This window comes from Aestuariivirga sp., from assembly GCF_046294715.1.
GTDB lineage: Bacteria > Pseudomonadota > Alphaproteobacteria > Rhizobiales > Aestuariivirgaceae > Aestuariivirga.
In genome coordinates, this window is sequence record NZ_JBKBKI010000032.1 from 20908 (window position 1) to 47042 (window position 26135).

30 protein-coding genes and 1 tRNA gene are annotated in these 26135 nt (G+C 60.4%); 10 read left to right on the forward strand and 21 right to left on the reverse strand.

The features are described 5' to 3' along the window. Window positions 1-229: 229 nt before the first annotated feature. The gene (locus ACK4HL_RS16945) at window positions 230-1417 is read left to right on the forward strand and encodes a tyrosine-type recombinase/integrase (RefSeq protein WP_409762713.1); all 1188 of its coding nucleotides are present in this window, start codon (window positions 230-232) and stop codon (window positions 1415-1417) included. Between the two features lie 36 nt (window positions 1418-1453). Here the strand turns inward: ACK4HL_RS16945 and ACK4HL_RS16950 are convergent, their stop codons facing one another. The 15 genes from ACK4HL_RS16950 to ACK4HL_RS17020 form a co-directional block, all read right to left on the reverse strand. After that, window positions 1454-2458: a hypothetical protein gene (locus ACK4HL_RS16950; protein WP_409762716.1), complete on the reverse strand. Its 1005-nt coding sequence runs from the start codon at window positions 2456-2458 to the stop codon at window positions 1454-1456. Further along, window positions 2451-2774 carry a hypothetical protein gene (locus tag ACK4HL_RS16955; RefSeq protein WP_409762719.1) on the reverse strand — a complete coding sequence of 108 codons (324 nt, stop codon included), beginning with the start codon at window positions 2772-2774 and terminating at the stop codon, window positions 2451-2453. Before ACK4HL_RS16955 ends, ACK4HL_RS16950 begins: the two co-directional genes overlap by 8 nt. Then, window positions 2771-2959 carry a hypothetical protein gene (locus ACK4HL_RS16960; protein WP_409762722.1) on the reverse strand — a complete coding sequence of 63 codons (189 nt, stop codon included), beginning with the start codon at window positions 2957-2959 and terminating at the stop codon, window positions 2771-2773. Before ACK4HL_RS16960 ends, ACK4HL_RS16955 begins: the two co-directional genes overlap by 4 nt. After that, a complete protein-coding gene (locus tag ACK4HL_RS16965; RefSeq protein ID WP_409762725.1) occupies window positions 2952-3167 on the reverse strand; it encodes a hypothetical protein in 216 nt (71 codons plus the stop codon). Before ACK4HL_RS16965 ends, ACK4HL_RS16960 begins: the two co-directional genes overlap by 8 nt. A gap of 629 nt (window positions 3168-3796) precedes the next feature. Then, the gene (locus tag ACK4HL_RS16970; RefSeq protein WP_409762728.1) at window positions 3797-4564 is read right to left on the reverse strand and encodes a CPBP family intramembrane glutamic endopeptidase; all 768 of its coding nucleotides are present in this window, start codon (window positions 4562-4564) and stop codon (window positions 3797-3799) included. A gap of 1 nt (window position 4565) precedes the next feature. Continuing rightward, window positions 4566-5276, reverse strand: coding sequence for a TadE/TadG family type IV pilus assembly protein (locus tag ACK4HL_RS16975; protein ID WP_409762800.1), 711 nt, complete (start codon window positions 5274-5276; stop codon window positions 4566-4568). Further along, entirely contained in the window at window positions 5251-5706 is a 456-nt protein-coding gene (locus ACK4HL_RS16980; protein WP_409762731.1) for a TadE/TadG family type IV pilus assembly protein, read from the reverse strand. The genes ACK4HL_RS16975 and ACK4HL_RS16980 overlap by 26 nt, the downstream gene beginning before the upstream one ends. Further along, window positions 5703-7262: a TadE/TadG family type IV pilus assembly protein gene (locus tag ACK4HL_RS16985; RefSeq protein WP_409762733.1), complete on the reverse strand. Its 1560-nt coding sequence runs from the start codon at window positions 7260-7262 to the stop codon at window positions 5703-5705. Before ACK4HL_RS16985 ends, ACK4HL_RS16980 begins: the two co-directional genes overlap by 4 nt. A gap of 170 nt (window positions 7263-7432) precedes the next feature. Next, window positions 7433-7765, reverse strand: a complete 333-nt coding sequence (locus ACK4HL_RS16990) for a hypothetical protein (RefSeq protein ID WP_409762736.1) — start codon at window positions 7763-7765, stop codon at window positions 7433-7435. A 128-nt stretch (window positions 7766-7893) separates the two neighbouring features. Further along, complete coding sequence (locus ACK4HL_RS16995) at window positions 7894-9309, reverse strand: DEAD/DEAH box helicase family protein (RefSeq protein ID WP_409762739.1); 1416 nt, start codon at window positions 9307-9309, stop codon at window positions 7894-7896. 236 nt (window positions 9310-9545) lie between these two features. Further along, window positions 9546-10256 carry a hypothetical protein gene (locus ACK4HL_RS17000; RefSeq protein WP_409762743.1) on the reverse strand — a complete coding sequence of 237 codons (711 nt, stop codon included), beginning with the start codon at window positions 10254-10256 and terminating at the stop codon, window positions 9546-9548. 159 nt (window positions 10257-10415) lie between these two features. Further along, on the reverse strand, window positions 10416-11108 hold the full coding sequence (locus tag ACK4HL_RS17005) for a hypothetical protein (RefSeq protein ID WP_409762746.1): 693 nt from the start codon (window positions 11106-11108) through the stop codon (window positions 10416-10418). A 23-nt stretch (window positions 11109-11131) separates the two neighbouring features. After that, the gene (locus ACK4HL_RS17010; RefSeq protein ID WP_409762749.1) at window positions 11132-11839 is read right to left on the reverse strand and encodes a hypothetical protein; all 708 of its coding nucleotides are present in this window, start codon (window positions 11837-11839) and stop codon (window positions 11132-11134) included. A gap of 42 nt (window positions 11840-11881) precedes the next feature. Beyond that, window positions 11882-12553: a recombinase family protein gene (locus tag ACK4HL_RS17015; RefSeq protein WP_409762752.1), complete on the reverse strand. Its 672-nt coding sequence runs from the start codon at window positions 12551-12553 to the stop codon at window positions 11882-11884. Window positions 12554-12686: 133 nt separating this feature from the next. After that, window positions 12687-13037, reverse strand: a complete 351-nt coding sequence (locus ACK4HL_RS17020) for a hypothetical protein (RefSeq protein ID WP_409762755.1) — start codon at window positions 13035-13037, stop codon at window positions 12687-12689. Window positions 13038-13086: 49 nt separating this feature from the next. Here ACK4HL_RS17020 and ACK4HL_RS17025 point away from each other — a divergent pair, with 49 nt between their 5' ends. After that, on the forward strand, window positions 13087-13479 hold the full coding sequence (locus ACK4HL_RS17025) for a hypothetical protein (RefSeq protein WP_409762758.1): 393 nt from the start codon (window positions 13087-13089) through the stop codon (window positions 13477-13479). A gap of 101 nt (window positions 13480-13580) precedes the next feature. On the opposite strand, the gene ACK4HL_RS17030 is transcribed toward ACK4HL_RS17025, so the two are convergent. Together ACK4HL_RS17030 and ACK4HL_RS17035 are read right to left on the reverse strand one after the other, a co-directional pair. After that, window positions 13581-13655: transfer RNA gene (locus tag ACK4HL_RS17030), tRNA-Glu, on the reverse strand. Window positions 13656-13722: 67 nt separating this feature from the next. Further along, window positions 13723-14061: a hypothetical protein gene (locus ACK4HL_RS17035; RefSeq protein ID WP_409762761.1), complete on the reverse strand. Its 339-nt coding sequence runs from the start codon at window positions 14059-14061 to the stop codon at window positions 13723-13725. On the opposite strand from ACK4HL_RS17035, the gene ACK4HL_RS17040 reads away from it, so the two are divergent. After that, window positions 14060-15058: an RluA family pseudouridine synthase gene (locus tag ACK4HL_RS17040; RefSeq protein WP_409762764.1), complete on the forward strand. Its 999-nt coding sequence runs from the start codon at window positions 14060-14062 to the stop codon at window positions 15056-15058. The genes ACK4HL_RS17035 and ACK4HL_RS17040 overlap by 2 nt on opposite strands. Window positions 15059-15139: 81 nt before the next feature. Continuing rightward, the gene (gene rpoH / locus ACK4HL_RS17045) at window positions 15140-16045 is read left to right on the forward strand and encodes an RNA polymerase sigma factor RpoH (protein ID WP_409762767.1); all 906 of its coding nucleotides are present in this window, start codon (window positions 15140-15142) and stop codon (window positions 16043-16045) included. 62 nt (window positions 16046-16107) lie between these two features. Here the strand turns inward: rpoH and ACK4HL_RS17050 are convergent, their stop codons facing one another. Next, window positions 16108-16698, reverse strand: a complete 591-nt coding sequence (locus tag ACK4HL_RS17050) for a CAP domain-containing protein (RefSeq protein WP_409762770.1) — start codon at window positions 16696-16698, stop codon at window positions 16108-16110. 192 nt (window positions 16699-16890) lie between these two features. Between ACK4HL_RS17050 and ACK4HL_RS17055 the strand changes: the two genes are divergently transcribed. The 3 genes from ACK4HL_RS17055 to ppk2 all read left to right on the forward strand — a co-directional run bounded on the left by ACK4HL_RS17055 (window position 16891) and on the right by ppk2 (window position 20284). Next, window positions 16891-18381 (forward strand): putative bifunctional diguanylate cyclase/phosphodiesterase, encoded by a 1491-nt coding sequence (locus tag ACK4HL_RS17055; protein ID WP_409762773.1) that lies wholly within the window; start codon window positions 16891-16893, stop codon window positions 18379-18381. A 100-nt stretch (window positions 18382-18481) separates the two neighbouring features. Further along, window positions 18482-19228, forward strand: coding sequence for a hypothetical protein (locus tag ACK4HL_RS17060; RefSeq protein ID WP_409762776.1), 747 nt, complete (start codon window positions 18482-18484; stop codon window positions 19226-19228). 87 nt (window positions 19229-19315) lie between these two features. Beyond that, window positions 19316-20284, forward strand: a complete 969-nt coding sequence (ppk2, locus tag ACK4HL_RS17065) for a polyphosphate kinase 2 (protein WP_409762779.1) — start codon at window positions 19316-19318, stop codon at window positions 20282-20284. 54 nt (window positions 20285-20338) lie between these two features. Here ppk2 and ACK4HL_RS17070 read toward each other — a convergent pair whose 3' ends face one another. Beyond that, window positions 20339-21631 (reverse strand): adenylosuccinate synthase, encoded by a 1293-nt coding sequence (locus tag ACK4HL_RS17070; RefSeq protein ID WP_409762782.1) that lies wholly within the window; start codon window positions 21629-21631, stop codon window positions 20339-20341. Window positions 21632-22024: 393 nt separating this feature from the next. Beyond that, the gene (locus tag ACK4HL_RS17075) at window positions 22025-22330 is read right to left on the reverse strand and encodes a hypothetical protein (RefSeq protein WP_409762785.1); all 306 of its coding nucleotides are present in this window, start codon (window positions 22328-22330) and stop codon (window positions 22025-22027) included. A gap of 279 nt (window positions 22331-22609) precedes the next feature. Here ACK4HL_RS17075 and ACK4HL_RS17080 point away from each other — a divergent pair, with 279 nt between their 5' ends. From ACK4HL_RS17080 to ACK4HL_RS17090, 3 genes are read left to right on the forward strand one after another with little or no spacing between them, the layout of a single operon-like run. Beyond that, window positions 22610-23272 carry a hypothetical protein gene (locus ACK4HL_RS17080; protein ID WP_409762788.1) on the forward strand — a complete coding sequence of 221 codons (663 nt, stop codon included), beginning with the start codon at window positions 22610-22612 and terminating at the stop codon, window positions 23270-23272. Further along, window positions 23272-23553, forward strand: coding sequence for a PqqD family protein (locus tag ACK4HL_RS17085; protein WP_409762791.1), 282 nt, complete (start codon window positions 23272-23274; stop codon window positions 23551-23553). Before ACK4HL_RS17080 ends, ACK4HL_RS17085 begins: the two co-directional genes overlap by 1 nt. Before the next feature lie 57 nt (window positions 23554-23610). Further along, window positions 23611-25092, forward strand: a complete 1482-nt coding sequence (locus tag ACK4HL_RS17090; RefSeq protein ID WP_409762794.1) for a hypothetical protein — start codon at window positions 23611-23613, stop codon at window positions 25090-25092. A gap of 4 nt (window positions 25093-25096) precedes the next feature. On the opposite strand, the gene ACK4HL_RS17095 is transcribed toward ACK4HL_RS17090, so the two are convergent. Then, window positions 25097-26135, reverse strand: a 1039-nt coding sequence (locus ACK4HL_RS17095; RefSeq protein WP_409762797.1) for an NAD(P)-dependent oxidoreductase, incomplete at its 5' end; no start/stop codon positions are given.

Below are 26135 nucleotides of genomic sequence, written 5' to 3' on the forward strand. Positions count from 1 at the left end.
CGGGAGGAAGCTCCACGCCTTATGAACGCCTGTAAACGCTGATTTACTTGCTTTGTTGACCCTCAACGTGTACGCAAACCGTGTACGCAGTCGGCCTCTTGGAGGGTCTATGAAGGTCCCGCACATCCGCCCCCATCATCAACGTCTCTGGTACGACCGTGCCATCCCCCGCCATCTTCAGCGGGTCATGGGTGGCACTCGCTTCCGCATCAACCTGAACACTTCCGACATGAAGGAAGCGGTGGCACAGAAGGCGAAGTGTGATGCCTTGTTCGCCCTCTCCATCGACAAGGCGAAGAAGGCTGCTGAGGGTAGGACCGACAAGGTTGAGCACGTTGAGCGTCTGGCTCTTGCACTGCGGCAGTCAAGCGTTTGGGGCGAGGACCCTGACACAGGCGAAGCTCTGGTCTCCATCGACCCGCAGGAAGGCGAGGCTGCGCTGCAGAACATTGAGACCCCACTTCGGCCCTTCTTCCTCGATGTTGCCAACGGACGAGAGGTCAAGCGTCTCAGCGCCTTCGTTGAACCGTGGATGGCTTCCATTGGACACCTCGCACCAAACACCCTCCTTGAGCGCAAGTCCGTCATCGAGAAGCTTCTGAAGTGGTCGGGCGACAACGGGGTGCTCAACGTCTCTCGCTTCTCAAGGGACCATGCGAAGGCATTCACAGCCACACTCGGTAAGGAACCCGCCACCGTCTCCAAGGCACTTCAGGCTCCCTCTTCCTTGTGGAAGTACATGAAGGATGAAGGCGTCCAGGTTGACCCCGATATCTGGAAGTATCTCGCTCCAAAGAAGCCCCGCCGTGAGAAGAACGAAGACTTAGAACGTCCGTTCACTCATGCGGAACTGAAGGTGCTGATGAGTGGTCCAGCAAGGCGGGACCTGAAAGATGCCATGACGATCTCCCTCTACACAGGCATGAGATTGTCTGAGTTGGGCTACCTCCGCGTCGAACATGTCGATCTGACGAAGAAGACCCTGCTTGTTCCCGGTGGGAAGAACCATAATGCGTTCCGTCTGATCCCTCTCCACCCAAAGCTCGCCTCTCTGCTGAGGTCCCGCATGGAGGACAAGGAGCCTCGCGTCTTCATCATGCACGAGCTTGGAGACGAAGGCTTGAAGCACGGTCGCAAGAGGTCTGCGAAGTTATCTCAAGCGTTCACTCGCTACAGGGAGAGCTTGGGCATTACGGAGGAGCGAGAAGGAAAGCGCCGTTCACTGGTCAACTTCCACAGCTTTCGGCGCACTGCTGACACTGCGATGATCGAGCATCATCCCCCAATCGCCCCCCATGTCATCGATGCCTTCTTCGGTTGGAGCGACCAAGGCAAGATGAGGAACCGCTATGCTGTCGGTGCTGAACTCATGGCACAGATGAGGAAGGCATTAGCTGCACTGGAGTGGGACTTGTGAGAGGCGAGGTCTCCCCCGCCCCTCTTCTCCGTCCACTTACTTGAAGCTGATCAACCCCTGCGTCACGGCATTGGCCCACGAGGTGGTCCCCACCTGAGGTAGATCAACCATGATGAGGAAGCCCTGCTGTCTCACCCGGAGCTTCATCCGCTCCTCGGTCGTGAGGAAGTCCGTGATCTGCTTCATGTCCATAGCCGCAGCCCTGTCCCTCGCTCTCATCCCAAGCTCCTGAACCTTCGCAAGGTCACGAGAGACGATGGCCTGTCTCATCGTCCTGCCTTCGGCTTCGGAGAGGAAGTTCTCGGCGTAAGCAGTGCAGGACCCCACAGGCTCCAGCATCCGCTCTGCCGCTTCAGTGTAGTGCTTCACGGTCTCCTCGACCATGTCGGGCTGAACCCCAAGCTTGCTGAGGCTGTCAAAGTCCACCTCACCACTCTCCACCACAGACCGCTGGAGCTTCCCCGTCATGTCGGGGCCGTAGTGCATCTCAAGCGTCTTCTCCAGCAACGAAGCCTCGTAGCTCTGAAGCTCCTGTTCCTGCTTCACCCGCTCGGCGTCATCCTCAGCCTTCGCCAGTTCGTCCGCAGCGTTGACCTGTTCAAGCTGGTCCTGAACAGGCTGGAGTTTCGCCTTCAGTTCTGTCGCCTTGTCCTGCACGATGCCTTGGTTCTGGGTCAGCGAGGTGTAGGGAAGCCCAGTGAGCGCCGTCCACTCCGTGGGGTGCATGGTGCGCCGCATAGCCTCTGCCACCTCACGGTTGGTCTCCATGTCGCCAATCCTCACCATGCCCTCCCTCAGATCAGGAGACGCCTCACCCTGCGCCATCGGGCCACGATAGGTGTCCACGTTGGAGGGAACGGCGTCAGCGGGAACGATGTCATAGGACATGTAGGCATGGCCTGAACGTCCGTCACCCTTCAGCACGTTCTCCTGTGCCTTGGCTGCGGCTCTCTCGTGAGCCTGTATCTGCCTCACAGCCTCAAGGTGCTCGGGGGAGCCTTCTTCGGCGCGGGCAAGGTCGATGTAGTGAGGGTTAGTCATTGGTGGTTCTTTCTGTGGCCGTCTGAGGCTCACGGTTTGACGTTGGATTGGTCTTCATGCTGGCTTCGAAGCCAGCGAGGTTGCGGTAGGCTGAGTAGGAGACGGAGAATGCGTTCTCGTTTGACATGACCCAATCGAAGGTCTCCGGTCTCACTGTCTTCCCTAACCAGACCGCAAAGGCTTCGCGGGGGCTGAGCTTGTCGGTGAGGTGGTTCACCGGGAGACCTCCCGTCACCTCCGTGATCCGCGCAAGGTCGGCCTTCAGCCAGTTGGGGGCGGACCACCGGGTCCCGTTGGTGGGCTTCGGCGTCATCATCGCGGTGCCTTCCCGCAATCGCCATAGAGCCACCTGGCGTTGACCTGGTTGTCCGTGGGGTCCCCGTTCGTGATCTCCCGCGCGGCCTCCTGTGGAGACGGGAGGAGATCGAAGAGGGTTCTCTTCCTCGGCAGCGGAAGGGTGGTGCCGTCATGGGTGACGATCTTCTCTTCACCCTCACTCATCGACCTGTCTCCGATAGCCGATGGGCAGCGTTCGCTTGAAGCCCCGATACTTCCAAAGGACCTGTTCAAGGTTGTCGAGCACGATGCCAAGGCTGGTCGGCTCATGCCTGAAGTCGGCGGTGAGGACATGCACCTCCAGCAGTGCCTTCTCGAGCTTCTCCCATTGGAGACGAAGCGGGTGGTCGTAGTTCTCGTACGCCTCTCTCAAGGCTGGTCTTCCTTTCGTTCTAGGTTGCGTTCAAGTTCAGCGAGGACGGCAGCACGTTCGGCTTCTCGGGCCTTGCGTTCAGCTTCGTCCTTCGCTCGGGTAAGGTTGATCTTCCGGGTTCTCTCCCAATCGAGAGCGTCCCTGCGGACAGCACGGAGGTATCCGGGGCTGAACGGCCACGGTCTTCGGGTCATGGATGTTCCTATGGTTGGGGGTGCGGAGGGTGTGCGGGTGGCAAATGCCGGGTACATGGGAATGCCACCCTCAGGGGGTGGCAAGTCCCCGGAAGACCCCTGAAAGCCGCCCCTCAGAACTCCTCATCTCCACTGCCGTGGACGATGTCTCTTGCCTCTTCGATCCAGCAGTCGCGGATCATCCGGGAGCCGATCTGAGGAACTCCACCCTTCGCTTTCCTACCCGGCCAAACCGCCGTCCTTCTCAGGCTGAATGTTCGGTCCCACCACCAATCAAGGTACTTGTGACGCTCGGTTCTGTTAGAGAACTCCGAAGAGTTAGCGCCTTGTCGCGACCCACCGAGTTAGAACGAAGTGGGTCAACCTGTACACATCTAAACAGAACTCCGAGCTCTCCAGCCGCACCTCTCAAACCGAAAGAAAGGAAGACGACTGTCACATAGCATATCGGACTAATGCATAGACGATAAGCGTAACGAGTGCGGAGTATCCATTGAAAATCAGATGCACAAGGATTGCAGTATACAACGTTCCGGACCTCATCAAGGCTAAGGATATGAAAACTCCTAGTAGCCATACTGTCAGCATTGCTGGGAGAGGATAGTTCCAGTGTAGTGCGGTCCATGCAGTATTCACAAGGAGTGCAGCTGGCCAGAAGGCCAAGTTTGCCGATGTGAGAGACGTGAGCAGGAAACCTCGGAAGATAAGCTCTTCAGCGACTGCTGCGGCGAGAGCGCCAAGAGCTATCCAGATGGGAAGGGAAGCGTGCTCAATCGAATTGGTGGGTAACTGAAACTGTGGAACAACTGACCTAACTATGAAAGATACTACTAACATGAAAGCGGCAGAACCAACAACAAGGATGTAGTGATTTAGGAAACCGATCCGAGCTGGTCCAATCTGCAAATTCTGCTTCCTGAGACGATGAGACCGTCCGGCAAGAAACCAAATACTCACAATCAAACCGACGGATTGAACGAAGCCAAAAAAGTTTCCGTTTGAGCTCTTCCATTTCCAGAAATCCATCGCGTAAAGAGTGGATTGAACCAGAGAAGCGGCTTGAGGAAAGATTATCAACCAAAACAGAAGCGTCACAGAAGCCACAAGTACCGAATGAAATGGTTTCCATGTTGAACGAGGATGGTAATTCGACTTCAGGGCGAGGGCTTGGGCAATATCGGAAGCCCTCCGGTTTGCATTCATACTACCCCGCTAGGTCTTCGCTGGGCAGAGTAGTGGTGAAAGTGGGCAATGCAATACCGACTGGTTGGTTGATACCGGCACAGTCGGGTGGCAGCGAGCCAAACGCCCAGCCAAGCAATGGCTGCAAGAAGTAGAATTGGTGCGTCACACATCGCACTTGAACTGTGACGTTCATTGGAGAACCGACAGGACGCAAGGCGTAACTGAGCCCCAATGGTTGATAGATAACTTGCACTTGACGCCTATCTAAAGGTCCCAAGGGGGTAATAGAATTAATTCTCGAGAGGATCGCAGCGAAAGCTGTCTCATTCCACTGGTAATTGGCAGTACACGACGGTCCACTCGCCGACAGGGGGCAACACGTCCCACTCCCAGAAGAAGCAGACGCTATACAGACGGTGGCAGGCTTTTCTGTGCAGTTCCCCGTGGGCTCACCAGTGTCGTACTTAAAGCACGCCGTCCCACCCACCGTGCCCTGCGTAGGAGCGTTCACTCCTGTGGCCACCGGTGACGAAACAACTGCATACCTCGCACCTGCATAAGTGGCGCGACCATAAGACGCCCACCTTGTCATCAGCAGAGCAGCATCCACGCATCCAAGCACGATCACCATCGCCAATGGAAACACAACAGTGAACTCGACAAAGGTCGCACCGCTGTCGTCGTTGCGAAGTCCGTGACCGATGTCACTGGCCAATCCAACGCTCCTCATGTTCAACCTGGAAATTTACTTGTTCTGGCAGGCCCACAACAGGCCAGATAATTGCCGAGTAGGGCACGGTTGCCTTCATGCGAATAACGGTGATCACTGATGAGCAGGTCTTAGGTTCATCAACTATGATGTGCTTAGGTACGTCCCATCCGGCTATAAGAGGCTCCCCTTCTCCTTTAATGTTCCCATATCCGGCTAATTTAATGGCGTTCTCCTTTCCCCAACCACAAACTGCCTGAGAAGGAAGCATTGAGAGGTAGCGGGTGGCGGACCTCAACGACTTTTGTGCTGTCAATACACTTCCGTAGGCCAAACCAAAGTCGGCTATTCCGGCCATCAGGAAGACGAAGACAGGTAAGACAACAGTAGCTTCTAACAGGCTAGCACCGTCCTCCGACGAGTGCAATTTATGTAGGTTCCGCCGGATCATCTTACGAGCTGCACGATGTGGTAGAGCTTACTACCCTCACTGTTCACCTGATACGTACGAACCAGTTCTGCGTACACCCTGCCCTGCTTAGCTTCAGGTAACTTGGTGCCATCCAGCTCAGTATCTGTAATTGCTGGCTCGGTAACAAAGAACTCCGCCGCGACTGTGAATATGGGAAGAGTGTTAGAGTTGCCCTTAACCCCCCAGTAGTTGCAGTCGACAATGGCAACGTTGATCAAACGCCGCGACGCATCTCCAGTTGTTCCACATTGGGGAGATGATGACTCTAAGCTTTCAGAATCGTTTGTGAACTTCCCTGCGGAACAACTGGGATCAGTTTCACACTTATAAATTTCATATCTCGTCGTATAACCAGGGTAGGGAGCGCTATGGTGGTTGGCCCAGTACGCTTTTAGATCCTCTATGTTTGCCCCTTCGCCCACCATTGTGAATTTGTAGGAGTTGGTCGGATCAGTAAAGCTCCTGTCACGGGGTAACGGGCAGCTCCCAAGCGGCTTCTTAGCTACAGTTTGTGATGTACAGTATGTTCGATACGCTAAACCGTCGTCTCCATAATCTGTCTGGCGGAACTTGATCCCGCTAGCCGACGTCGGTACGGCATTTACGGTGTTGGAACAATTCTTACCGTTAGTATTCTTCCACCCATCTACAACAATTGGAGCAGACGCGTTATTTACATCTTTCGGTGGGTTCACTGGATTGTCAAATCGAACGTTGATGCCCGGAGAGGCCTTCGAAGAGTTATTACCGGTGTCCGGGGAATAAATAAGGTTTTTAACGTCAACTGCACTGCAGTTGGCCGGAGAGCTATCAGACCAGAAAGCGACTTGATCGTGGGGATTGTGTCCATTGGTTCCCGGAGGATCAATTAAGCCCCAGTTGCCCGGCGATGACCCGTCAGCTCCTGTTCCGCCGATTAGCATGAACTGTGATCCAGGGGCAACCCGCCCGATCCAGTTGGTCGCACCTCCTTTATTAACGTAATCTAGCTCTAGTTCGAAGGGATTGCACATGTACGACTGTATGGCCGCACAAGCAGAGAACGAAGACTTAGCTGTAGCAGTTGCAGCTGTCGTGGCCGTTTGCTGTCCAGTAGTTACGAATGCCAACCCGACTGAACGATCGATGGTGGTTACACGAATAAAGACAGCTTCTTTTCCGACCTCCGTCACTACATCAGGATCGATCGAGCTGAAGAACGTAGGTCGGTTTGGACCATCACTGACTATCTGGACTTCTTGTGAGGCGATATCGGACCACTGCGGGTCATTCTTTAAATAATTGATAGCCGCGCTTCTAGCTCTGGTGATTGCATCTTCCCTCCCGTCTAATTCTTTCGCTCCTGCCAGCGCTGCCGCGTCAGCAATTTCTTGCAAGTTGCTGTTCAGGTTCATGAACCGTGCGCCATCAATTGCTAACGCAATCAAACCAATCAATACAAGCATGATGAGCGTTGACCAGATCATTACTGCACCAGTCACATCGTGGCGCAGTTCCCTTGCCTTGCGCCTAAGGGCAAGAACAACCGAAGTCATCCGGCAACCTCCATCACAACTCATTGCGCCATAAAATATTATCATCTAATGAGCTCTGTATTACAAGCCCCGGAACTATCGCAGGGATAGCAGTTTCCACCATTTTGGCAGCCCCGGCGAATTACCGTCGAAGCTGCTAAGGTTGTCAGCGGTTCACTGTTCTATGGCGCTCAGTGGGTGCGCGGGTCGGTCCCTTGGACATTATCGCCTCTCAACTCACTCTCAAGCTCATCAACAATGAAGATATACATGCTACATGCGCTATTGAACGACACTTTCCGCAAATCCTCCTCCTTAAAGTAGCATTCCAGGCGCAGCACCATCGACATCAGGACGTCGAAGTCAGCCAAAGTGATGGTCTCGTCAACACATTTGCCACTTATCAGGTCAGACCACGCCTGAGAGACATGAGCCACATGATCTCCTTTGGCCCACCTGGAGACGGTGGAGTAGGCACAGGGCGGGGTAGTGCTGGAGGTGGAGATGGTATTGGTAGCGTCCATGATGATTTCCTTTCCACTGGACGGTTGAGTTTCAGGCACGGGGAGAGAACCCACGGCCTCGCGGTCGTAGGGCAGAACGTGTGATGATGATGAAGTCGGCGGCGGCTGTTGCTGCCGGGGGTGTTGACCTACGTGGCTTCTACCGTGAGGCTGACCCGTTCGGCAGCAACAGGCCTTGCCTTGAGACGCTCCTCCCGGGCAGCTGCGATCTCTGCCACCAGATCACTGCAGCGGTCACTCTGGAGCCAGCGAAGGAATAGTGTTCTCATCCGTCTCGAAGGAATGAAGACGGTGATCGGCTGATCATTGCGGATGGCAGACCGGAATACCCACTGCACCATCTCGCTCAGGGCATAGAGGTCCTCGTAGACCACCATGCCTTTACTGTCGAAGTACTGCTTGATGACCGTTTGGTAGTAGACGTCGATCACGTAGGCCAGTGAGGTCTTCTCTGCGAAGGCATTGGTTGCCTTGGCGTTGCAGGGGATGAACCCTCTTGCATAGCCAGGGCCACGCAGGTGGTTCTTTGCCTTTTTCATGGTAGTCCATCCGTTCATCGATGAGAGTGTTCTTGCATCCCTCTCGAAGAACATGCGGATGGTTCCACGTGTGGAGTGGAGTTTGGACTTCCCTCGTTCCGGTCTTCCCATCTTCGAAAGTTCGTTGTCGAACCAAGTCGATGAGAAGGGATAGGACCCTCGGTCCTGCGGTCGGTCACCAATGCTGTTCTTCGGTCCCTCGTAGACTGTGATGAGGGACCTGAGCTTCGCCTTGATTGCCGCCTCATTGACCTCGGAGTGAGGAACGATGCTGCCGCCTTCGATGGACATCAGATCGACCCTGATCCCTTCGCTCCTCAGGTACAGCGACATCGGTGACCCTGTGTAAAGGTAGGTCAGGATGAAGACATCACCAAAGGAGTAGAGGAAGTCGACAGCAAACTCCCAGATCAGCACCTTCTTCTCTGAGCCTTCGCCGTAGACCACGAGGTTACCGTTGTCGCAGAGTGCCTTGATCTGCGAGAACTTGCCTTCGTACTTGGGGAAGGCGGCATGGTTCCAGCGGAGCTTGCAACTACCCTCCTCGATGCAGACCATGTGATGATCGAACAGCAGTTTGCGGTCAGCAGCTGTCAGACCATCGAAGACCTCAAGGCAGTTCAAGGCTTCATCGATGATGAGGGTGTATCCCTTCCCCCTGATCAGTTCGTAGCACTCACTGTCTAGCTGAGAGAACAGGGCGTGGGTGGTAGCGATGTTCTCCCCGCCTTCAAGCAGCGTCTTGAAGTCGTAGAACTTGGAACCGTGGCGGGGGACAGGGTTCTTGAAGGATGCGAGGGGACAGGCCTGTCTGATCCTGTGCGTCTCGTCCAAGAGCGGGGTGACGTAGATGAACCTCGGCTGATGACCAGTGGCGCTGAACTGGTGCTGACCGATCATCCTGTTCATGTACTCGATGATCCACGTGGTCTTGCCCGATCCCATAATGGCATCGATGACGGTGACCGGAGGATGGGTCAGGGTCGAGGTGTCGAGGTAGTTCATAGGCAATACTTCTCCTTGCGATCCGCAGATCGCTGCTGCCCTGTCAGGCGACAGGGGTGTTGATGGGCTGGATGGTTGGGGGGTGGGTAAATGGACGGCTGGCGTGGACGCCCTTAACCAAGTAACCTTCTTCTTAAGGGAGAGTTGGAATTATACTGTTTTATCAGTATCTTGATGGGGAGGTGCGGAGGTTTCAATGCTCCGAAACTCCGCAGATGCTCCAGGATTGGCGGTTCTTAAGGTCCTACGAGAGCAGTCTCCCTGGTGGCCGTGGTCAGCCTATCCTTTGCTTCCTGCTTCCGACGGGCTTCGTCATTCCACATCCGGCTGAGCTTGAAGCCGTAGATGATCATCGTGTCGATCAGCCACTCCCCAATAGCAGCGGTCAGCTTTCTCGGGAGGTAGCGGGTGGCAGCGGTAACCTTCCCGCTGGCGGGTCTGTAGGTCTTCTTTCGGAAGGCTCCGGAGTTCCTGAGGAAGGTGATCACCGCCTCGCTCTTGAAGGATGTGTGGTTCTTGAAGACGTGAGACTGTTCCTCGTACATGACCCCAAGCGCCAGCAGTTCCAGAACCGTGACCCTTGGGTTTTTGCTACCGAGGACGTTGGCAACAGTGCGGAGGAGCCGCCGTTCGACTGTATTATGGATGATGCCGCATCGATCTTCTTCCAGACGGAGTTTGAGGTCTCGCTTCGCCAGTGCTTCAGCGTTTTCCCTGTAGTGGTCCACGATTGAGGAGAGCGTGCAAGCGGCGTCAGGGTGTCTGGCCCATCGCTCCAGGCGGTCGATGGTCGAACGGAGGTCCCGCTTGAGGACCGGTAGCTGTTCGGGGTGGCCGTGGCGCTGGTCGTGAAGGGTGTGCTTGCCACAGTACCTGGAGTAGCCACGAGTGGGCTTACCGCAGCGCGAGACGCAGCAGAGGCCCATCCCCGGCGTGGTGATGTGCATGTCGGGTTTCCTTGTTGTGATTGCAGTGAGAAGGGCTGTGCTCGGGTAGAGGAACACAGACGCTCAGACACACCCCCCCCCGGCGCTCCTTCGAGCGTCAGGCCGGGAAAAGGGTTGTCTTCATATCAGGTGAGGACCATTCACCCCTATTTCAGTTGATTACTCTTTGCTATCAATGAGATCGGGCGGAAATTCGTTCCGCAGTATATCCTCGTCCTTCTGCCGCAGGAACTTCGCCGCAGCTTTAGGGTTCGACGGGATTTCGATGAAGCGTGCCCTTGGCTTGGTCCGCTTAGGGGCTACGAACCGGGAAGCCTCGTTGACCAGATTGGCGTAGGCCCTGGACGTTTTGAGGACAGCTATTGTCTCGGGCATCAGCAGTCCAGCGATCCTCGTCCAATCGACGGCATCCCACTTTTCGAGAGGGAGCCAGTTCTGGTGGTAGAGTTCCGGGCTCGGAATGTGGACTATCGCCTCGACTACGTCTGGCGGGAACCAGACCTTTGGGGGTCCCGTCCAGTCTGGCCGGAAGTTCACGAAGAAGTTTTCACCTAAGTTGAGCTTCATCTTCACGTCTGATCGGACCTCGATCTGAGTAATCTTGCCCCGAGTGGCGTCAAGGCCGCAGCGGTCAGGCTTGTCTTCTGGAATGTCCACGTCAAGCTGGCGATCTTCCCATATCAGAGACGGCAGAGTGGCGTTGATGCGGTCGATGTATTCCTGGAGCCACCTTGCCTTTGGGCTGTCAGGCCCCGCATTGTTGTTGACAGCCGCTTTTCTCCTCTCAAGGCTATAGTCCCGCTTCCGCTTGAGCTTGCCTTTGGGCTTAGGCTTCGGGCCACGCTTGGCCATGATTCACAGGCTCCCGCTTCACCCTACTTAAGTAGTGCCAGCAGCATCTTTCGCACCTCTTCCTTTGCGGCTGCCAGAGTATAGGTGCGCTTTGGTAGTGGTGGTGTCTCGTGGTGGCGTTCCTTGTTGAGCGATGCAAACAACCCGCTCACTTCCTCACGGGTCAGGCCAAACTTTGATTGCATTGCCCGCCTATCACCAAGGTGAGCGGCAATGGCTTCGAGACACTTGTAAAGATGGAAATGATCACCACCTGGGAAATATCCCAGAGCTTCCTTAAGATGGATACTTGCTGGTGAAATAGCCTTCTGCACGAAGGAGGGCGCTGGTTGCATACTGGCGGCACCGCTCGCCAAGACCATTGCTGATGATCCTTGGACGCCGTAATTGCCACCCTGAACGTTTAGGTAAAGATGCCGAGTGATCGTTCCGCTAGCGTCAATGCTGATTGGGCAAATCAATCGAATGGTGCGGTTACTACCTTGCACAAGGTTAGCAGCGTTAAGACGACTAACGAGTTCCTGCCCAACTCCGCGCGCTTCAGAATGAGATGAACAGGCTGCAAAATCCGGTGATCTCAGCACAGCGCAGCGTTCCTCCGTGAAGGGCGAGTCAGGAACATCCATCCAAGTCACATAGGGATTACTGGGAGGCTGTAGTTGATCTTCCCATGTCCGAGATAATGAGGCTTCAACCCCCACCCCGTCACTAATGGTTACGGCCCACTCCATTCAAATCTCCATCTAATCGACTACCCGGAGTCTGCTGACAGATCACGATGCTCTGGACGTAAGGTCGCTGGTCGCCGTGCCTTCAGTCAACCTTATGCTTGCACTTTTCATCCGTCGCGCCACTCGTGCAATCGTGTCCCGGCTACAAACCTCGATCTCTGCGATCCTCGACCACGAAGCGCCTTCGGTCAGTCTCTGCGCGATCCTTGCGTTGCGCTCGGTGTCTTCCTGCTTCCCACGGTACTTCCCCTCGCTCACCGCCCTCTCGATCCCCTGAGCCTGACGGCGGCGGCGGTCCTCGTAGTCCTTCCGGGCGATAGCGGCCAGCATGTCTAGCAGCATGTCGTTGATGGCGGTGAACATCCTTCCGGTGAAGTCATCGGCCTTGGCGGTCAGCATGGTCCACGAGGTGGGCAGATCGAGAGCCACCACCTTGACACCCTTCCCCTTGATCTCGGCCTTGAGCTTCTCCCAATCCGCTGTGGTCAGGCGGGACAGGCGGTCCACCTGTTCAAGGAGTATCACATCCCCTTCATGACTGTCAGCGAGGAGCCGGAACAGTTCAGGCCGCTGCAGGGAAGCGCCAGAGACGTTCTCAATGTAGAAGCTGGCGATCTTCATCCCGCGCTCCTTGACGAACTGGACAAGCTGAGCCTTGGCGCGGCTGGCGTTCTGGTCCTCCGTCGAAGCTCGGAGATAGGCGCGGATGAACATGGCTGACCCTCATCGGTACGGTTGAACTGGTACGTTGATACTCAGTCCGTTATAGGTTGTCAACCGTCATCTATCGTACCAGCATCAGACTGGTACGACGGAGGTGTACCGATATCGTATCAGAGACTGATGATCACGGAAGGAAGCCTGTGGTGAAGCAACGATCCCCCGAGGTGAAGTCTGAGTAGCTGACGCAATATCGGTCAATCCGCTCCGAGTAGCCGCTCTTCCCCATACATGCTCGAAGATAGTTGTATTGCTGCTGATCGTCTCGCGCGTCCCGTTCTAGCGTCAGATAATCCAGCTTGCATGAAGCAAAGGCCTTCTCCTTTCGCTTCTCCAGCCAACTCATGTAGACGATGTAGATCACCAGCAGCAGCAATAGTCCGCCGAGGACTTTGCCTATCAGTTTCAACGCCGCTAATACCATCTCGCCCCACCTAGGCGGGGGGTGTTTCGCGCCCGCCCGATCTATCGATGCCATTTCGTAAATCTACAATCAACATTCCACCCCCTCCCTCCCGACTGTCCTCATGGAACCGCTCGAACCCGCCCCCTTACTCACCACAGACCAAGAAGAGATCATCGTCCATTGGGCAAAGCTCCACGCAGACAAGCTTCGGGCGGTGCTCCTCTACGGGAGCCGCCTCACAGGTCATCGAAGACAGAAGGACAAGCCCACACCCGTTCCCGACATAGATCTTGCATTGAGCATCGGTGGCCGTGATGAAGATCGGTTCACCACCTTCGCGATCAACAAGCCGCTGTGGTCAGCCTTCCTCGTGTCTCAGCTTGGCGTATCTGTTGACTTCAACTCGGCCGATCCAGACATCGGACCGACTGTGGCGGGCTTCTTATTGAGTGGAGAGTACAAGGTGCTTTGGTACGATCCAGAGCGGTGGTCACCAGCAATGGTGTGGGGATAAGAGCGTGTTCCGCAAACCGTGTACGCAAACCGTGTACGCAAGCCTTCCAGCGGACATGATGGACCACTGAAATCGTTGAATTATTTGGGTTTGAAGAAGGTTGGCGCTCCCTGCGGGAATCGAACCCGCCTTTGCAACGTGAGAGGCTGCCGTCCTAACCGATAGACGAAGGGAGCTCACGCGAAGAATGTGCACCCTATATAGGGGTGCGCGGCCGAGTGCAAGCGGGCTGGCGGGGCGAATTCAGGGATTTGCGGAGATGCGCGCGATGATCGTGTTCTTGCGCAGGTCGACGACGATCACCTCGCGGCCGGTGTTGATTACCAGCCTGTCGCCATCGAGTTCCGCCGCACGGATGTCCGTTCCTGCCGGGAGCCCCAGGCTGATGCTGGCCGGGGCGGCTTCGGCCTTCGGTTCCCCCTTGCGCGTGGATTTCCAGATGATCCCGCCCACCAGCAGGAGGAACAGCAGCACGAGCACGATCCCCATGCTATAGACCACGCGGAGCAGGAGGCGGGCCGAGGGCGGCACGCTCGCGGCGGCCGTCGCATCCTGCGGCTGAAGGTCATCGGGTCCGTTCATGTCTTTCCCTTCGAAGATCCTCGAAACGCGTGCCGGTGCGACGGAACGCCTCGACAAGGCGCTGGCGCAGGCTTTTCCGGATGTCAGCCGCGCCCGTTTTCAGGCCCTTATTGCGGAAGGCGCGGTCACTGTCGAGGGGAGCCGGGTCACGGAACCCCGCCACAGGGTGAAACCCGGCGATTCTCTGAGCGTTGTGCTCCCGGAGCCCGTGGCCGCCGTGCCCGCTCCCGAGCCGATGGCGCTCGCAATCGTCCATGAAGACAGGGACCTGATCGTGATCGACAAACCCGCCGGACTGGTGGTGCACCCCGGCGCCGGAAACGAAACCGGCACGCTGGTGAATGCCTTGATCGCCCATTGCGGGGAGAGCCTCTCCGGCATCGGCGGGGTGAGGCGGCCCGGCATCGTGCACCGCCTCGACAAGGACACGAGCGGTCTTCTCGTGGTGGCCAAGAACGACCGCGCCCACCAAGGCCTTTCGGAGCAGTTCGCCGCCCATGGCCGGGATGGAAGGCTGGAGCGGACCTATCTCGCCATCGTCTGGGGCGTGCCGGAGCGGCGCAGCGGCACGGTATCAGCGGCAATCGACCGCAGCACCGCCAACCGCCAGAAGATGGCCGTCTCCCGCAGCGCCGCGGCGCGCGAGGCCATTACCCATTACGAGGTGCTGGAACCGCTCGGTAAGCCGCCGGTCGCCAGCCTTCTCCGCTGCCGGCTGGAAACCGGGCGCACCCACCAGATCCGCGTCCACATGGCACACATCGGGCACCCGCTGCTCGGCGATGCCGTCTATGGCGCGGGCTTCCGCAGTTCTGCCAGAAATCTGTCGGAAACTGCGCAAATGGCTCTCAAGTCATTGAACAGGCAAGCTCTTCATGCCGCGTCCCTGGGCTTCGAACATCCCGTGACGGGCAAAACGCTTCACTTCGAAAGCTCCGCACCGGAAGATTTTGGAACATTGCTCGCCGCCCTGCGCTTGAACGTCAGGGAACATTGATTTATCTGTAACAAGTCCGGTGTCTTATTTTGATCGTATTTGACGGCTAGAACCGGCTCCAGACAGGAAAGGCTTTGAAACATGGCAAAGACCACTTCCCTCCCCGTGATCGCCTCCGGCGAGGCCGGCCTTCAGCGCTACCTGCAGGAGATCCGCCAGTTTCCCATGCTGCAGCCGGACGAGGAATACATGCTGGCAAAGCGCTGGAAGGAGCATGGCGACACCCGTGCCGCCGAGAAGCTCATCACCAGCCATCTCCGCCTGGTGGCCAAGATCGCCATGGGCTATCGCGGCTATGGTCTGCCGATCGGCGAGGTCATTTCCGAGGGCAATGTCGGCCTCATGCAGGCCGTGAAGAAGTTCGAGCCGGACAAGGGCTTCCGCCTTGCCACCTATGCGATGTGGTGGATCAAGGCATCGATCCAGGAGTTCGTGCTGCGCTCCTGGTCGCTGGTCAAGATGGGCACGACGGCCAACCAGAAGAAGCTGTTCTTCAACCTGCGCAAGGTGAAGAGCCAGATCGAGGCGCTCGAGGACGGCGACCTCCGACCCGACCAGGTGAAGCTCATCGCCAAGAAGCTGGGCGTCACCGAGGAAGACGTGGTGTCGATGAACCGGCGCCTCGGCGGCGACACCTCGCTCAATGCCCATCTCCGCGACGACAGCGAGGGCGAGTGGCAGGACTGGCTGGTGGACGAGTCGGACAATCAGGAGGAAATGCTGGTCCAGTCCGAGGAGCAGTCGATGCGCCAGGGCCTGCTGCGTGACGCGATGCAGAAGCTGACGGACCGTGAGCGCCGCGTGTTCGAGGCCCGCCGCCTGCAGGACGATCCGGCCACGCTGGAGGACCTGAGCCAGGAGTTCGGCGTCTCCCGCGAGCGTATCCGCCAGATCGAGGTGCGCGCCTTCGACAAGGTGCAGAAGGCGGTGAAGAACGCCTCCCAGCGCCTTCTCGCGCCCAAGACCCTGCCGGCGCCCAGCGCCTGAGGGCCCCGCCACGTCACGCTTCCTCCGATCGCCCGGCGCAGCCGGGCGATCGCCTTTTGAGCCTATTGGAACAGCCCCTTCTTGCGCGGCGCGCCGAAGAAGATCTGCACCGCCCAGATTTCGTTGCCGCGCTGGATGACGCCGGTCGAGACATGACGGAAGCTGCGGTTCACCATCACCTTGCGGTGCGTGCGGCTGTTCACCCACTGCTGGAAAAGCGCCTCGGCCTTGGCAGCGTCGACCGGCGTATCCTGCGTGTCGCGGGCCGCATTCTCGCCCAGTGAGGGGTACTTCGTGACGTCTCCCACGAAGGCCGCCATGCGGCTCTGGAAGCCCTGCCCGGTGGAGGCCTTGTGGCCGATGAAGCCGTTGATCATCATGTCTGCGGCATGGGCCCGCGCGGCGATCTGGAAGGCCGGATCGGGGGTGAGGGCCTCCTTGCCCTCCCCCAGCCTGTAGGCGCTGGCCAGCTCGGCAAGCTTTTCCTCCAGATCCGGCCTGAATCGGGATCCCGCCGGCGGCGCGGCAGCAAGCGACTGGGCATAGTCGAGATAAGGTCCTGCCGCCGCCGGCGGGGCTGCCGCAACGAGAAGAAACCAGACAGCCGCCACAACCGGGGCGAGACGAACTCCCCGGAGCCAAATCCGACACATGATTCTAACCCTCCATAAACCACCGCCACCGTATTGTGGCCCCGCCCTGGCCGAGGCCAATGGCATTTACACTTGGTTCTTGTGCGACAGCTAGGTTGAGAATTGGGGATTTTTAGGGGTGCCGTGGTCTTGCCGATGAAAGAGAGGGCGTTGCGGAGGCAGCTTCAGGGAGATGGATGGTTCGCTGCTGGAATGGCGGCAGCCTCTCTGCTGGCAGGAGCGCTGGGCTTCGCTCTCGTGCAAGCGGGCGCCTTCCGCCTGCTCGAGGCTTCGGTCGCCGCCTTCCTGCTCCTGAGCATGGCTCCACTCGCAGGCTTCTGGCTCCGTGGCCTCTCACCCTCCGGCAATGCAGCGCGCGGCGACGAAAAGCACGACCATGCGGGATGTTTCATGCCGAAGGCGGAGCTTCTCCGGGAAATCGATGCGCATCTCGCCGCCGATCCGCGGGGCGAATCCCCCTCCGCCCTCATCTTCTGCGAACTTTCGATTGCCCGCGCCACCATGCGCGCCCACGGCCTGCAGGCGGAGGAACACGTGATACGCGAGGCGGCGGCCCGCCTTCCGGCGCTGCTGCCGGAACAGGCGTTCGTCGCCAGTGCCGGGCGTGGCTCCTTCCTCGTCTTCCTGCGCAACGCTGCCGATCCCATGCTCGTCCTGAACCTGGCGCGTGACATCACCAACGCTTTGGCGGTGGGCGTCGCCTTCGAGGGTGTGAAGATCGGAAGTTCTTGCCACAGCGGCGTGGCTCTGGCGCCGAAGGATGGCGCCACCTCCCCCGATCTGCTCCGCAGCGCCGAGCTGGCGCTGGTCTCTGCGCGCGAACAGGGAACGCCCGGCTACGGCTTCTTCAATCCCGAGCTCGCCGAGGGCTCGAAACGCCAGCTCGCCGTGCAGCGCGCCGTGATGACGGCCATCGAGGAGAAAGGCTTCCGGCTGGATTTCCAGCCCGTCTACAACATCCGCTCTGGCGAGCTTTCCGGCTTCGAGGCGCTGATCCGGCTCAACGATCCCGTGCTCGGCCCCATCTCGCCCGGTGAATTCATTCCGATCGCCGAGCAGGCGGGCCTCATCAACGAGATCGGCGCCTGGACGCTGGACGAGGCTTGCCGCGTGGCGGCGGAATGGCCGCCGCATCTCGTGGTGGCGATCAATCTCTCGCCCTCGGAGTTCCTCGCTGGCGCGCTCATCAACAACGTGCGCCGCGCTCTCGAGAGGCACTCGCTGCCGAGCTACCGCCTCGAGGTGGAGATCACCGAAGGCACGCTGATGCATGACAGCGAGCTGGTGCTGGGCCAGCTCCGCGTGCTGCGCGACATGGGTGTCGCCGTGGCGCTCGACGATTTCGGCACCGGCTATTCGAGCCTGAGCTACCTCTGGAAATTCCCCTTCTCGAAGCTCAAGATCGACCGCAGCTTCGTGAACGCGCTCGACGAGACGGCCTCCGCAAAGGGCATCCTCCGGTCGATCGTGAAGCTCGGCCACGGCCTGGGCATGACGGTGACGGCGGAGGGAATCGAGAATGCCAAGCAGCTCTCGACGCTGAGAGATCTCGGCTGCGACCTTGCCCAGGGCTATCTGCTCGACCGGCCCGCCCATGTGAGCGAGCTGGCCATGATCATCATGCGCAACTTCGCCCACGGCCTCAGCCGCAAGACCCGCGAAAGCCCGCGCACCGCGGCCTGAGAACGCGAGGTGCCGTTCCTGCCTGACCGGCCGGAAAAACTGTTCCCACTCTGGCAGCGCATGCTCTAGTTTCCCGCCGCAACACGGAAATGCGGATATCATGCGCAAGCTCTCGCCCTTCAAGGCCATCGCCCACGCCTTCAACTCGATCCGGAACTATCCCCAGGTCGCCTTCAGGATCGGCAGGGTCTGGGTTCCTGTCATGCTGGTGGCCGGCTTCCTGGACGCCTACGCCGGACCGCCCGATACCCAGTCCCAGGACATGACGGGGCGGGAATGGATCCAGGTTCTCACGGGCGTGCTGTCGCTCATCGCCGTCTGTTCGATGGCGGTGAACTGGCACCGCTTCATCCTGCGCGACGAACTGGGTCCTTCGCTGCGGCTCGATTCCGCCGTCTTCCGCTATGCCGGCAACACCGTGCTGATCATGATGGCCATGCTGGTTCCGGCCGTCATGGTGCTGGCCGCCGTCATGCTGCTGCCGCCCGCCGGGGCAATCATAGGGCTTCCCCTCGTCGTCCTGTCCGGCGGGGTCGTGACCCGCCTCTCGATCAAGCTCCCGGCGGTGGCCCTGGGCAACGGCACCTTCTCCTTCCGCGATGCCTGGACGGCGAGCGAGGGCAATTTCTGGCCCTGTGCCGGGGTATTCCTGCTCAACGCCGCGATCTTCCTTGGCATTCTCCTCGTGCTGACGCTCGCGGTGGCGATGCTCAATGCCGTCAGCCTGCCCCTGTCGCTCGCCTTCCAGGTCGTGGCGGCAGCCCTCCTGCAGCTGTTCTACGCCATCTTCAACGCCTCGATCTTCACCTCGCTCTACGGCTTTTTCGTCGAGCGGCGTGACTTCTGACGACCTCTCGTTTGATTGAGGTCAATGGCAATGCCTCAACCTTGGCGCAGCCTTGTCCCTTCAGCGAAGATATCCCCGGGGGGCACCATGTCAGACGTCACCGCCACAGCGATAGCCGAACAGCCCGCAGCGGCTGCTCCCGAACCTGCGCCGCCCAAGGAGCAGGCTCCGGCCCCTGATCGGCCGACGCCCGCTCAGCTCAGGAACAGCCCCGAGGCCATCCGCCACGCCTTCGAGACCGGGGAGTTTCCCTACAAGACGCGCCTCGGCAACAAGGCCTATGAGGAGCAGATGGCCCAACTCCAGGTCGAGCTGCTGAAGCTCCAGAACTGGGTGAAGGAAACCGGAGAGCGGATCGTGGTGCTCTTCGAGGGCCGCGATGCGGCGGGCAAGGGCGGCACCATCAAGCGCTTCATGGAACACCTGAACCCGCGCGGCGCACGCGTCGTGGCGCTCGAGAAGCCCTCCGAGCGCGAGCGCGCCCAATGGTATTTCCAGCGCTACGTCGAGAATCTGCCGTCGGGCGGCGAGATCGTGTTCTTCGACCGTTCCTGGTACAACCGCGCCGGCGTCGAGCGCGTGATGGGTTTCTGCACGCCCAACGACTACCTCGAATTCATGCGCCAGTGCCCGGAGCTCGAGCGCATGCTGGTGCGCTCCGGCATCAGGCTGTTCAAGTTCTGGTTCTCGGTCACCCGCGAGGAACAGCTCCGCCGCTTCATGTCACGCGAGAACGATCCGCTGAAGCAATGGAAGCTCTCGCCCATCGACAAGGCCTCGCTCGACAAGTGGGACGACTACACCGAGGCGAAGGAGGCGATGTTCTTCTACACCGACACGGCGGACGCGCCGTGGATCATCATCAAGTCGGACGACAAGAAGCGCGCGCGGCTCAACTGCATGCAGCACTTCCTGTCCGCGATCCCCTATCCCAACAAGAACAAGCGCGTGGTGACGGGTCCGGACCCGCTGATCGTCGGCTCGACCGCTCACGTCATCGGCCGCGACAACCACATCCTCGGCAAGACGCTGAGGCCGGGCAACGTCAAGCGCTGAGCGGGAATCTTCCGCCGTCAGTCGAGCGAAGGGGCTGAAGGCCGGATGAGGGCCTCAGTCCTCGAAGGGATCCTTCATGAGGATCGTGTCGTCGCGTTCCGGGCTCGTCGACAGCAGTGCCACAGGGCACTCGATCAGCTCCTCGAGGTACCTGACATATTTGATTGCCTGGGCGGGAAGCTGCGCCCAGCTCCTGGCACCCGCCGTGGTGCCCTTCCAGCCCTCGAAGCTCTCATAGACGGGAATGACGCGCTTCTGCGCCTCCTCGGCAGCCGGCAAACGGTCGATCCGCTTGCCGTCGAGCTCGTAGCCGATGCCCACCCTGATCTCGTCCAGGCCGTCGAGCACGTCGAGCTTGGTGAGGGCGATGCCGTGGATGCCGGAGGTCTTGATCGCCTGCCGCACCAGCACCGAGTCGAACCAGCCGCAGCGGCGCTTGCGCCCCGTCACCGTGCCGAACTCGCGGCCGCGCTGGCCGATGTATTCTCCCACCTCGTTCTCCTGCTCGGTGGGAAACGGGCCGGAGCCCACGCGCGTCGTGTAGGCCTTGGCGATGCCAAGCACATAGCCGATCGACGAGGGCCCAAGTCCGGAGCCCGCCGCCGCCTGCCCCGCCACCGTATTGGATGACGTTACGTAAGGATATGTGCCATGGTCGATGTCGAGGAGGATGCCCTGCGCACCCTCGAACAGGATGCGCTTGCCCTCGCGCTTCATGTCGTCGAGCAGCGACCAGACCGCGTCCGAGAAGGGCAGGATGCGCGGCGCGATTTCCGCGAGCTGGGCCACGAGGTCACCCGCCTTCACCTCCTCCTGCCCCATGCCGCGCCGCAGCGCATTGTGGTGGGCCAGCAGCCGCTCCGCCTTGGGGCCGATCGTGGCAAGATCGGCAAGGTCGTTCACGCGGATGGCGCGGCGGCCTACCTTGTCCTCGTAGGCGGGGCCGATTCCGCGGCCCGTGGTGCCGATCTTGCCTGCCCCCGCCGCCGCCTCCCGCATCTGGTCCAGTTCGCGGTGCAGCGGCAGGATGAGCGTGGCGTTCCCGGCAATCCGCAGGTTGGCGCGCGAAACGTCGACGCCTTGCGAGGAGAGCTTGTCGATCTCGGCGGTCAAGGCCCACGGATCGATCACCACGCCGTTGCCGATGATCGAGAGCTTGCCGCGCCTTACGATGCCGGAGGGCAGCAGCGAAAGCTTATAGGTGACGCCGTCGATCACCAGCGTGTGGCCGGCGTTGTGCCCGCCCTGGAAGCGCACCACCACGTCGGCCCGCTCGGAGAGCCAGTCCACGATCTTGCCCTTGCCCTCGTCGCCCCACTGGGCGCCGACCACCGCCACATTCGCCATTTCCTGCCCCTTTCAGACACGGGAACGGCCCCGGAGCGTTCACGCCGCCGGAGCCGTTCCGGGCTCATACACGATCGGGAGCGGAAGGCAAACCCGGGAACGAGCCAGCTTTCCGCCGCCGTTCTGGTTCGCCCAGGGTGCGACAATGCTGCCGGCCAGCGGACATAGCCAGAGGTTGAACGGCACATATTCGGCTTTGTATATTTGTCGACAATGATTCGCTGACGACTGCCTGATATTCGTGGCGACGACGGGCTCTGCATTCAGCGCGGGAACAGATTCGCAAGTGCATAATCCAAATCTTGAATTCGGAAGGAAAAGCAGAATGTCAAAGTCGGATCTCCTGAGCCGTCGCAAGGCGTTGCTTCGTCTTGGCGCCGTCTCCCTCGCCGCCTACGCCACACCGGCAATCGTCACCATCTCCTCGGCCCATGCAAGTGGCGGTGGTAGCGGCGGCGGTGATGGCGGATCGGGCGGCGGTGGAGCAGGCGGTGGCGGCGGCAGTGGCGGCGGTTCCAATTCCGGTTCCGGCGGCTCCGGGTCGAGTTCTTCGGGTTCCAGCACGTCCGGCTCCAGCTCTCCGACGTCTGGCTCCTCGACTTCGGGCACCTCGACGGATGATTCGCAGTCCGGCTCCTCGACGTCTGGCTCCTCGACGTCCGGTTCAGACAGCGACTCGCTCCTCGATCTCCTGACCAAGAAGAAGTCTTCTTAGGCCTCATGACGACCCGGCGCGCACCGCTCCCCACGGGCGGGTGAGGCCAGGGCGTGTCGTCCGCACACCAGGAAACGGCCCAGCGGTTGCATTTCGGTGCGACCGGCTGGGTCATTGACTTCGTCGGCTGCAGTGAGATCGTTGCCGGTCTCAGAACCGTGTTCCGCGGCTGGGATCTATGTACCGGCCCGCCCTCGGCATTCCCCGGAAAGCCGCCGCGTGCGCGTATCTCCCGCACTGACTTTGGCTGGGAATGGGTGGAAATGGGCGCACCCAAAGCCCGCGACTGGGACACCATCCCGCCGCGCACCGCCATCCGCGTCATCACCGATGTCCATGACGCGGCGATCTACTGGTATCTGGCGGAAAATCCGGAACTGCTCTGCCTTCATGGAGCGGCGGTGCGGATCGGTGGCAGCCTCGTCTGTTTTCCCGCGCGCGGCCGGACCGGAAAGTCGACGCTTGTCGCCTGCCTAGCCGCCCGGGGCCTCGACATCTTCGCCGACGACGTGCTGGGCCTCGATGGTGCGACGGGGATCGGTCTCGGTTTCCTGCCGCGCCTCAGGGCGCCGCTCGCCCCCACCTTTTCGGATGCCACGCTAGGCTTCATCGCCTCCCACCAGGGACCTGCCGATGCGAGCTGGATCTATCTCGATCCGGGGCCGCGCATGGCGCCCTTCGGGAGCCACGCCCCGATCACCGCCTTCGTGCTTCTGGAGCGGAGGGAGGATGCAACTCCCACCCTTTCCCCCGCCCGAACGGCGGACGTGCTGCGCCACCTGATCGCCGAAAACATCATTCGGCAGCTGCCCATGAACGTGATCTTCGACCGGCTGCACGCCCTGGCGCTCTCAGCCGAAAGACATGTGCTGCGCTACAGCGACCCGCAGGACGCCGCGCAACTGCTGGCGGAGCGCTTCGGCTGATGGCCCGCCAACATTACTTCCGGCAGCGGCCAGGCCTCGACACCCGGATGGTCGATGGCGAGGCCTTCATCATCACGCCCTCTACCATCCGCCACCTCAACCCGGTGGCATCGCTCATCTGGCTGGCCCTCGATCAGCCCCTGCGCCGCGCCGAGCTGGTGGAACTCATGGCCGAATTCTATCCCGGGGTGCCGCGAGAGCAACTCGCTGCAGACGTGAGACGCGCCCTCGCCCAGCTCGTGGAGATGGATCTCGCCCTCCAGTCGAAATCCCCGTGTTGACCTTCTCGGCCTGCAATGCCAGCCTCCCTCCGACAGCCGCCAAACGGGAACAGTGCCATGAAGTCCTCCGCCGTCCTTCTCAGCCTTGGGCTTCTCCTGGGCTCCAGCGCCTCGGCCATTGCCGCGGCAACAGCGGAGGAGGCCCAGCGCCTCACTGCGCTGTTCCAGTCCTATCTCGGGCCAGAACCCGGCGTCGTCACGGTCACCCCGGCAGGTGATTCCTATGCCGCCCGGTTCGACTTTGCGCCGCTCTTCGCCAAGGTGAAGCAGCCCGGCGCAACCGTCAGCCTGACGCCGATCGAATGGACGATCACCGACCAGGGTGCGGGCAAGTGGAAGGTGGACCAGGACCAGCCCCTCGCCTTCTCCCTGAAGGTCGAAGGCGAGATCGACATGAAGGGCCAGGTCGGCGCCATCAAGGGCACGGGCGTGTTCGAGGAGGCGCTCGGCACCTTCTCCTCGAGTGCGACCGAATTCAGCCAGGTCGCCGTCGACCAGGTGATCACCGAAAAGGGCCAGGTGAGCCGGGTGAACTACACGATCGCCCGCATCGCCACTTCCGCCACCATGTCCGGCACCGGCGAGAGTGCCGACGGCACTGCCGGCTACAGCTACACCGACCTGCGCCAGGCGGTGAGCGTTCCGGCCGCGGCGGACGGCTCCGCCCCGGCGATGGACTTCACCATCGCCTCACCCAGCGGCGTGCAGGACGCGGTGATCAAGGGCTTCAGGCCGAAGCCCGTGAGCGATCTCGTGGCCTGGCTTGTGGCGAGGCCCTCCGGCACGGCCATCGCCGCCGAGCAGCCGGCGCTGAAGGACAAGCTCCGCGCCGCACTGCCGCTCTTCGCCAGCATCTCAGCCACCAGCACGATGAACGAACTCACGATCAACACGATCCTCGGCAAGTTCGGCGTGAAGCAGCTCGCCGTCGGAATCGACATGAATGGCGTCGTGGCCGATGGCCGCTTCCGCGAGAGCCTCGCCTTCAGCGGATTCGAAGCCCCCGCCGAACTCGTGCCGCCCTGGGCGGCCGGCCTCGTGCCCGAAAATTTCAAGCTCGACGTGAACGTCGCGGGCTTCGACCTCGCCAAGCCTGCCGCACTCATGATCGACAGGCTCGACCTTTCGAAGGAGGATCCGCTTCCCTCCGGTATGGATGCCGAGCTCGTTCAGGCCCTCCTGCCCACCGGCAGCGTTACGATCGGCCTCGGTCCCAGCGAGATCCTGGCCAGGATGTTCCAGCTCACCGCCGAAGGCAGCATGACTGCTGGGCCAGCTGCCATGCCGCAGGGCCAGGCGCTCCTCAGGCTCAAGGGCCTCGACGAGGTGATGGCGGCACTTCAGGCTGCGCCGCCGGAGTTCGCCATGCAGGACATGGCGCCCGTCTTCCTGCTGGCGAGAGGCCTCGCCAAGCAGGAGCCGGACGGCGCGCTCTCCTGGAAGATCGAGAGCACGCCGGGGGGCGCCGTCCTGGTGAACGGCAACGACCTCTCGGCGCTCGGCGGTCAATCCGCACCTGCCCCCGCGCCCTCGCCCTGAGGCCTCAGAACGCCAGCGGCCGCGCCTGCTTCACCTGCGGCAGCCCGGCGAGTGCCTGGAGGACCGCGACGGGCGCCGGCTCGTCGATCGAGACGAGGCAGATCGCCTCTCCCCCTTGCGCCTTGCGGCCGAGGTTGAACGTGGCGATGTTCACGTTGGCATTGCCGAGCAGCGTGCCGAGCGCGCCGATGAAGCCCGGCTTGTCCTCGTTGGTGATGTAGAGCATGTGCGGGCCGAACTCGGCCTCCAGGTCGATGCCCTTGATCTGGATGATGCGCGCCTTGCCATCCGAGAATACTGTGCCGGCCACCGAGCGCTCGAGATTGGCCGTCTTCACCGTCAGCCGGACATAGGTTTCATAGGCCCCGCGCTGCGTCTGCTTCACCTCGTCCACCTTGATGCCGCGTTCGCGCGCCACGACGGGCGCTGACACCATGTTCACCGTGCCGAGCATCGGCCGCAGGATGCCGGCAAGAGCCGCGGAGGTGAGTGCGCGCGTGTTCATCTCGCCCACCTCGCCCGCATACTCGATGACGATGCCTGTGATCGGCTCTTCCGTGAGCTGCCCCGCGAAGGAGCCGAGCCTCTCTGCCACCGCGATGAAGGGCTTGAGCCGGGGCGCCTCGTCGGCCGAGATCGACGGCATGTTGAGCGCGTTGGAAACCGCACCGGTGATCAGGTAGTCAGCCATCTGCTCGGCCACCTGCAGCGCCACATTCTCCTGCGCCTCGCCGGTCGAGGCGCCGAGGTGAGGCGTCGCCACCACGTTCTCAAGGCCGAAGAGCTTGTGGCTCGTCGCCGGCTCCACCTCGAACACGTCGAGTGCCGCCCCCGCCACATGGCCCGATTTCAGCGCCTCGTAAAGCGCATCTTCCGAGACGAGCCCGCCGCGGGCGCAATTGATGATCCGCACACCCTTGCGGCACTTCGCAAGGGCTGCCGCGTCGATGATGTTGCGGGTCTTCTCGGTGAGCGGCGTGTGAGGCGATAGGGAGTCCGAACGGAGGAAGAGCTCCTCGAGCTCCACCTTCTCGACGACGGTC

What these genes read in the sequence shown, in the direction of transcription:
- ACK4HL_RS16945 (WP_409762713.1), top strand. Translation starts at nt 230, where the DNA reads ATGAAGGAAGCGGTGGCACAGAAGGCGAAGTGTGATGCCTTGTTCGCC.
- ACK4HL_RS16950 (WP_409762716.1), bottom strand. Translation starts at nt 2,458, where the DNA reads ATGACTAACCCTCACTACATCGACCTTGCCCGCGCCGAAGAAGGCTCC.
- ACK4HL_RS16955 (WP_409762719.1), bottom strand. Translation starts at nt 2,774, where the DNA reads ATGATGACGCCGAAGCCCACCAACGGGACCCGGTGGTCCGCCCCCAAC.
- ACK4HL_RS16960 (WP_409762722.1), bottom strand. Translation starts at nt 2,959, where the DNA reads ATGAGTGAGGGTGAAGAGAAGATCGTCACCCATGACGGCACCACCCTT.
- ACK4HL_RS16970 (WP_409762728.1), bottom strand. Translation starts at nt 4,564, where the DNA reads ATGAATGCAAACCGGAGGGCTTCCGATATTGCCCAAGCCCTCGCCCTG.
- ACK4HL_RS16975 (WP_409762800.1), bottom strand. Translation starts at nt 5,276, where the DNA reads ATGAGGAGCGTTGGATTGGCCAGTGACATCGGTCACGGACTTCGCAAC.
- ACK4HL_RS16980 (WP_409762731.1), bottom strand. Translation starts at nt 5,706, where the DNA reads ATGATCCGGCGGAACCTACATAAATTGCACTCGTCGGAGGACGGTGCT.
- ACK4HL_RS16985 (WP_409762733.1), bottom strand. Translation starts at nt 7,262, where the DNA reads ATGACTTCGGTTGTTCTTGCCCTTAGGCGCAAGGCAAGGGAACTGCGC.
- ACK4HL_RS16990 (WP_409762736.1), bottom strand. Translation starts at nt 7,765, where the DNA reads ATGGACGCTACCAATACCATCTCCACCTCCAGCACTACCCCGCCCTGT.
- ACK4HL_RS16995 (WP_409762739.1), bottom strand. Translation starts at nt 9,309, where the DNA reads ATGAACTACCTCGACACCTCGACCCTGACCCATCCTCCGGTCACCGTC.
- ACK4HL_RS17000 (WP_409762743.1), bottom strand. Translation starts at nt 10,256, where the DNA reads ATGCACATCACCACGCCGGGGATGGGCCTCTGCTGCGTCTCGCGCTGC.
- ACK4HL_RS17005 (WP_409762746.1), bottom strand. Translation starts at nt 11,108, where the DNA reads ATGGCCAAGCGTGGCCCGAAGCCTAAGCCCAAAGGCAAGCTCAAGCGG.
- ACK4HL_RS17010 (WP_409762749.1), bottom strand. Translation starts at nt 11,839, where the DNA reads ATGGAGTGGGCCGTAACCATTAGTGACGGGGTGGGGGTTGAAGCCTCA.
- ACK4HL_RS17015 (WP_409762752.1), bottom strand. Translation starts at nt 12,553, where the DNA reads ATGTTCATCCGCGCCTATCTCCGAGCTTCGACGGAGGACCAGAACGCC.
- ACK4HL_RS17020 (WP_409762755.1), bottom strand. Translation starts at nt 13,037, where the DNA reads ATGGCATCGATAGATCGGGCGGGCGCGAAACACCCCCCGCCTAGGTGG.
- ACK4HL_RS17025 (WP_409762758.1), top strand. Translation starts at nt 13,087, where the DNA reads ATGGAACCGCTCGAACCCGCCCCCTTACTCACCACAGACCAAGAAGAG.
- ACK4HL_RS17040 (WP_409762764.1), top strand. Translation starts at nt 14,060, where the DNA reads ATGTCTTTCCCTTCGAAGATCCTCGAAACGCGTGCCGGTGCGACGGAA.
- ACK4HL_RS17035 (WP_409762761.1), bottom strand. Translation starts at nt 14,061, where the DNA reads ATGAACGGACCCGATGACCTTCAGCCGCAGGATGCGACGGCCGCCGCG.
- rpoH (WP_409762767.1), top strand. Translation starts at nt 15,140, where the DNA reads ATGGCAAAGACCACTTCCCTCCCCGTGATCGCCTCCGGCGAGGCCGGC.
- ACK4HL_RS17050 (WP_409762770.1), bottom strand. Translation starts at nt 16,698, where the DNA reads ATGTGTCGGATTTGGCTCCGGGGAGTTCGTCTCGCCCCGGTTGTGGCG.
- ACK4HL_RS17055 (WP_409762773.1), top strand. Translation starts at nt 16,891, where the DNA reads ATGGCGGCAGCCTCTCTGCTGGCAGGAGCGCTGGGCTTCGCTCTCGTG.
- ACK4HL_RS17060 (WP_409762776.1), top strand. Translation starts at nt 18,482, where the DNA reads ATGCGCAAGCTCTCGCCCTTCAAGGCCATCGCCCACGCCTTCAACTCG.
- ppk2 (WP_409762779.1), top strand. Translation starts at nt 19,316, where the DNA reads ATGTCAGACGTCACCGCCACAGCGATAGCCGAACAGCCCGCAGCGGCT.
- ACK4HL_RS17070 (WP_409762782.1), bottom strand. Translation starts at nt 21,631, where the DNA reads ATGGCGAATGTGGCGGTGGTCGGCGCCCAGTGGGGCGACGAGGGCAAG.
- ACK4HL_RS17080 (WP_409762788.1), top strand. Translation starts at nt 22,610, where the DNA reads ATGGGCGCACCCAAAGCCCGCGACTGGGACACCATCCCGCCGCGCACC.
- ACK4HL_RS17085 (WP_409762791.1), top strand. Translation starts at nt 23,272, where the DNA reads ATGGCCCGCCAACATTACTTCCGGCAGCGGCCAGGCCTCGACACCCGG.
- ACK4HL_RS17090 (WP_409762794.1), top strand. Translation starts at nt 23,611, where the DNA reads ATGAAGTCCTCCGCCGTCCTTCTCAGCCTTGGGCTTCTCCTGGGCTCC.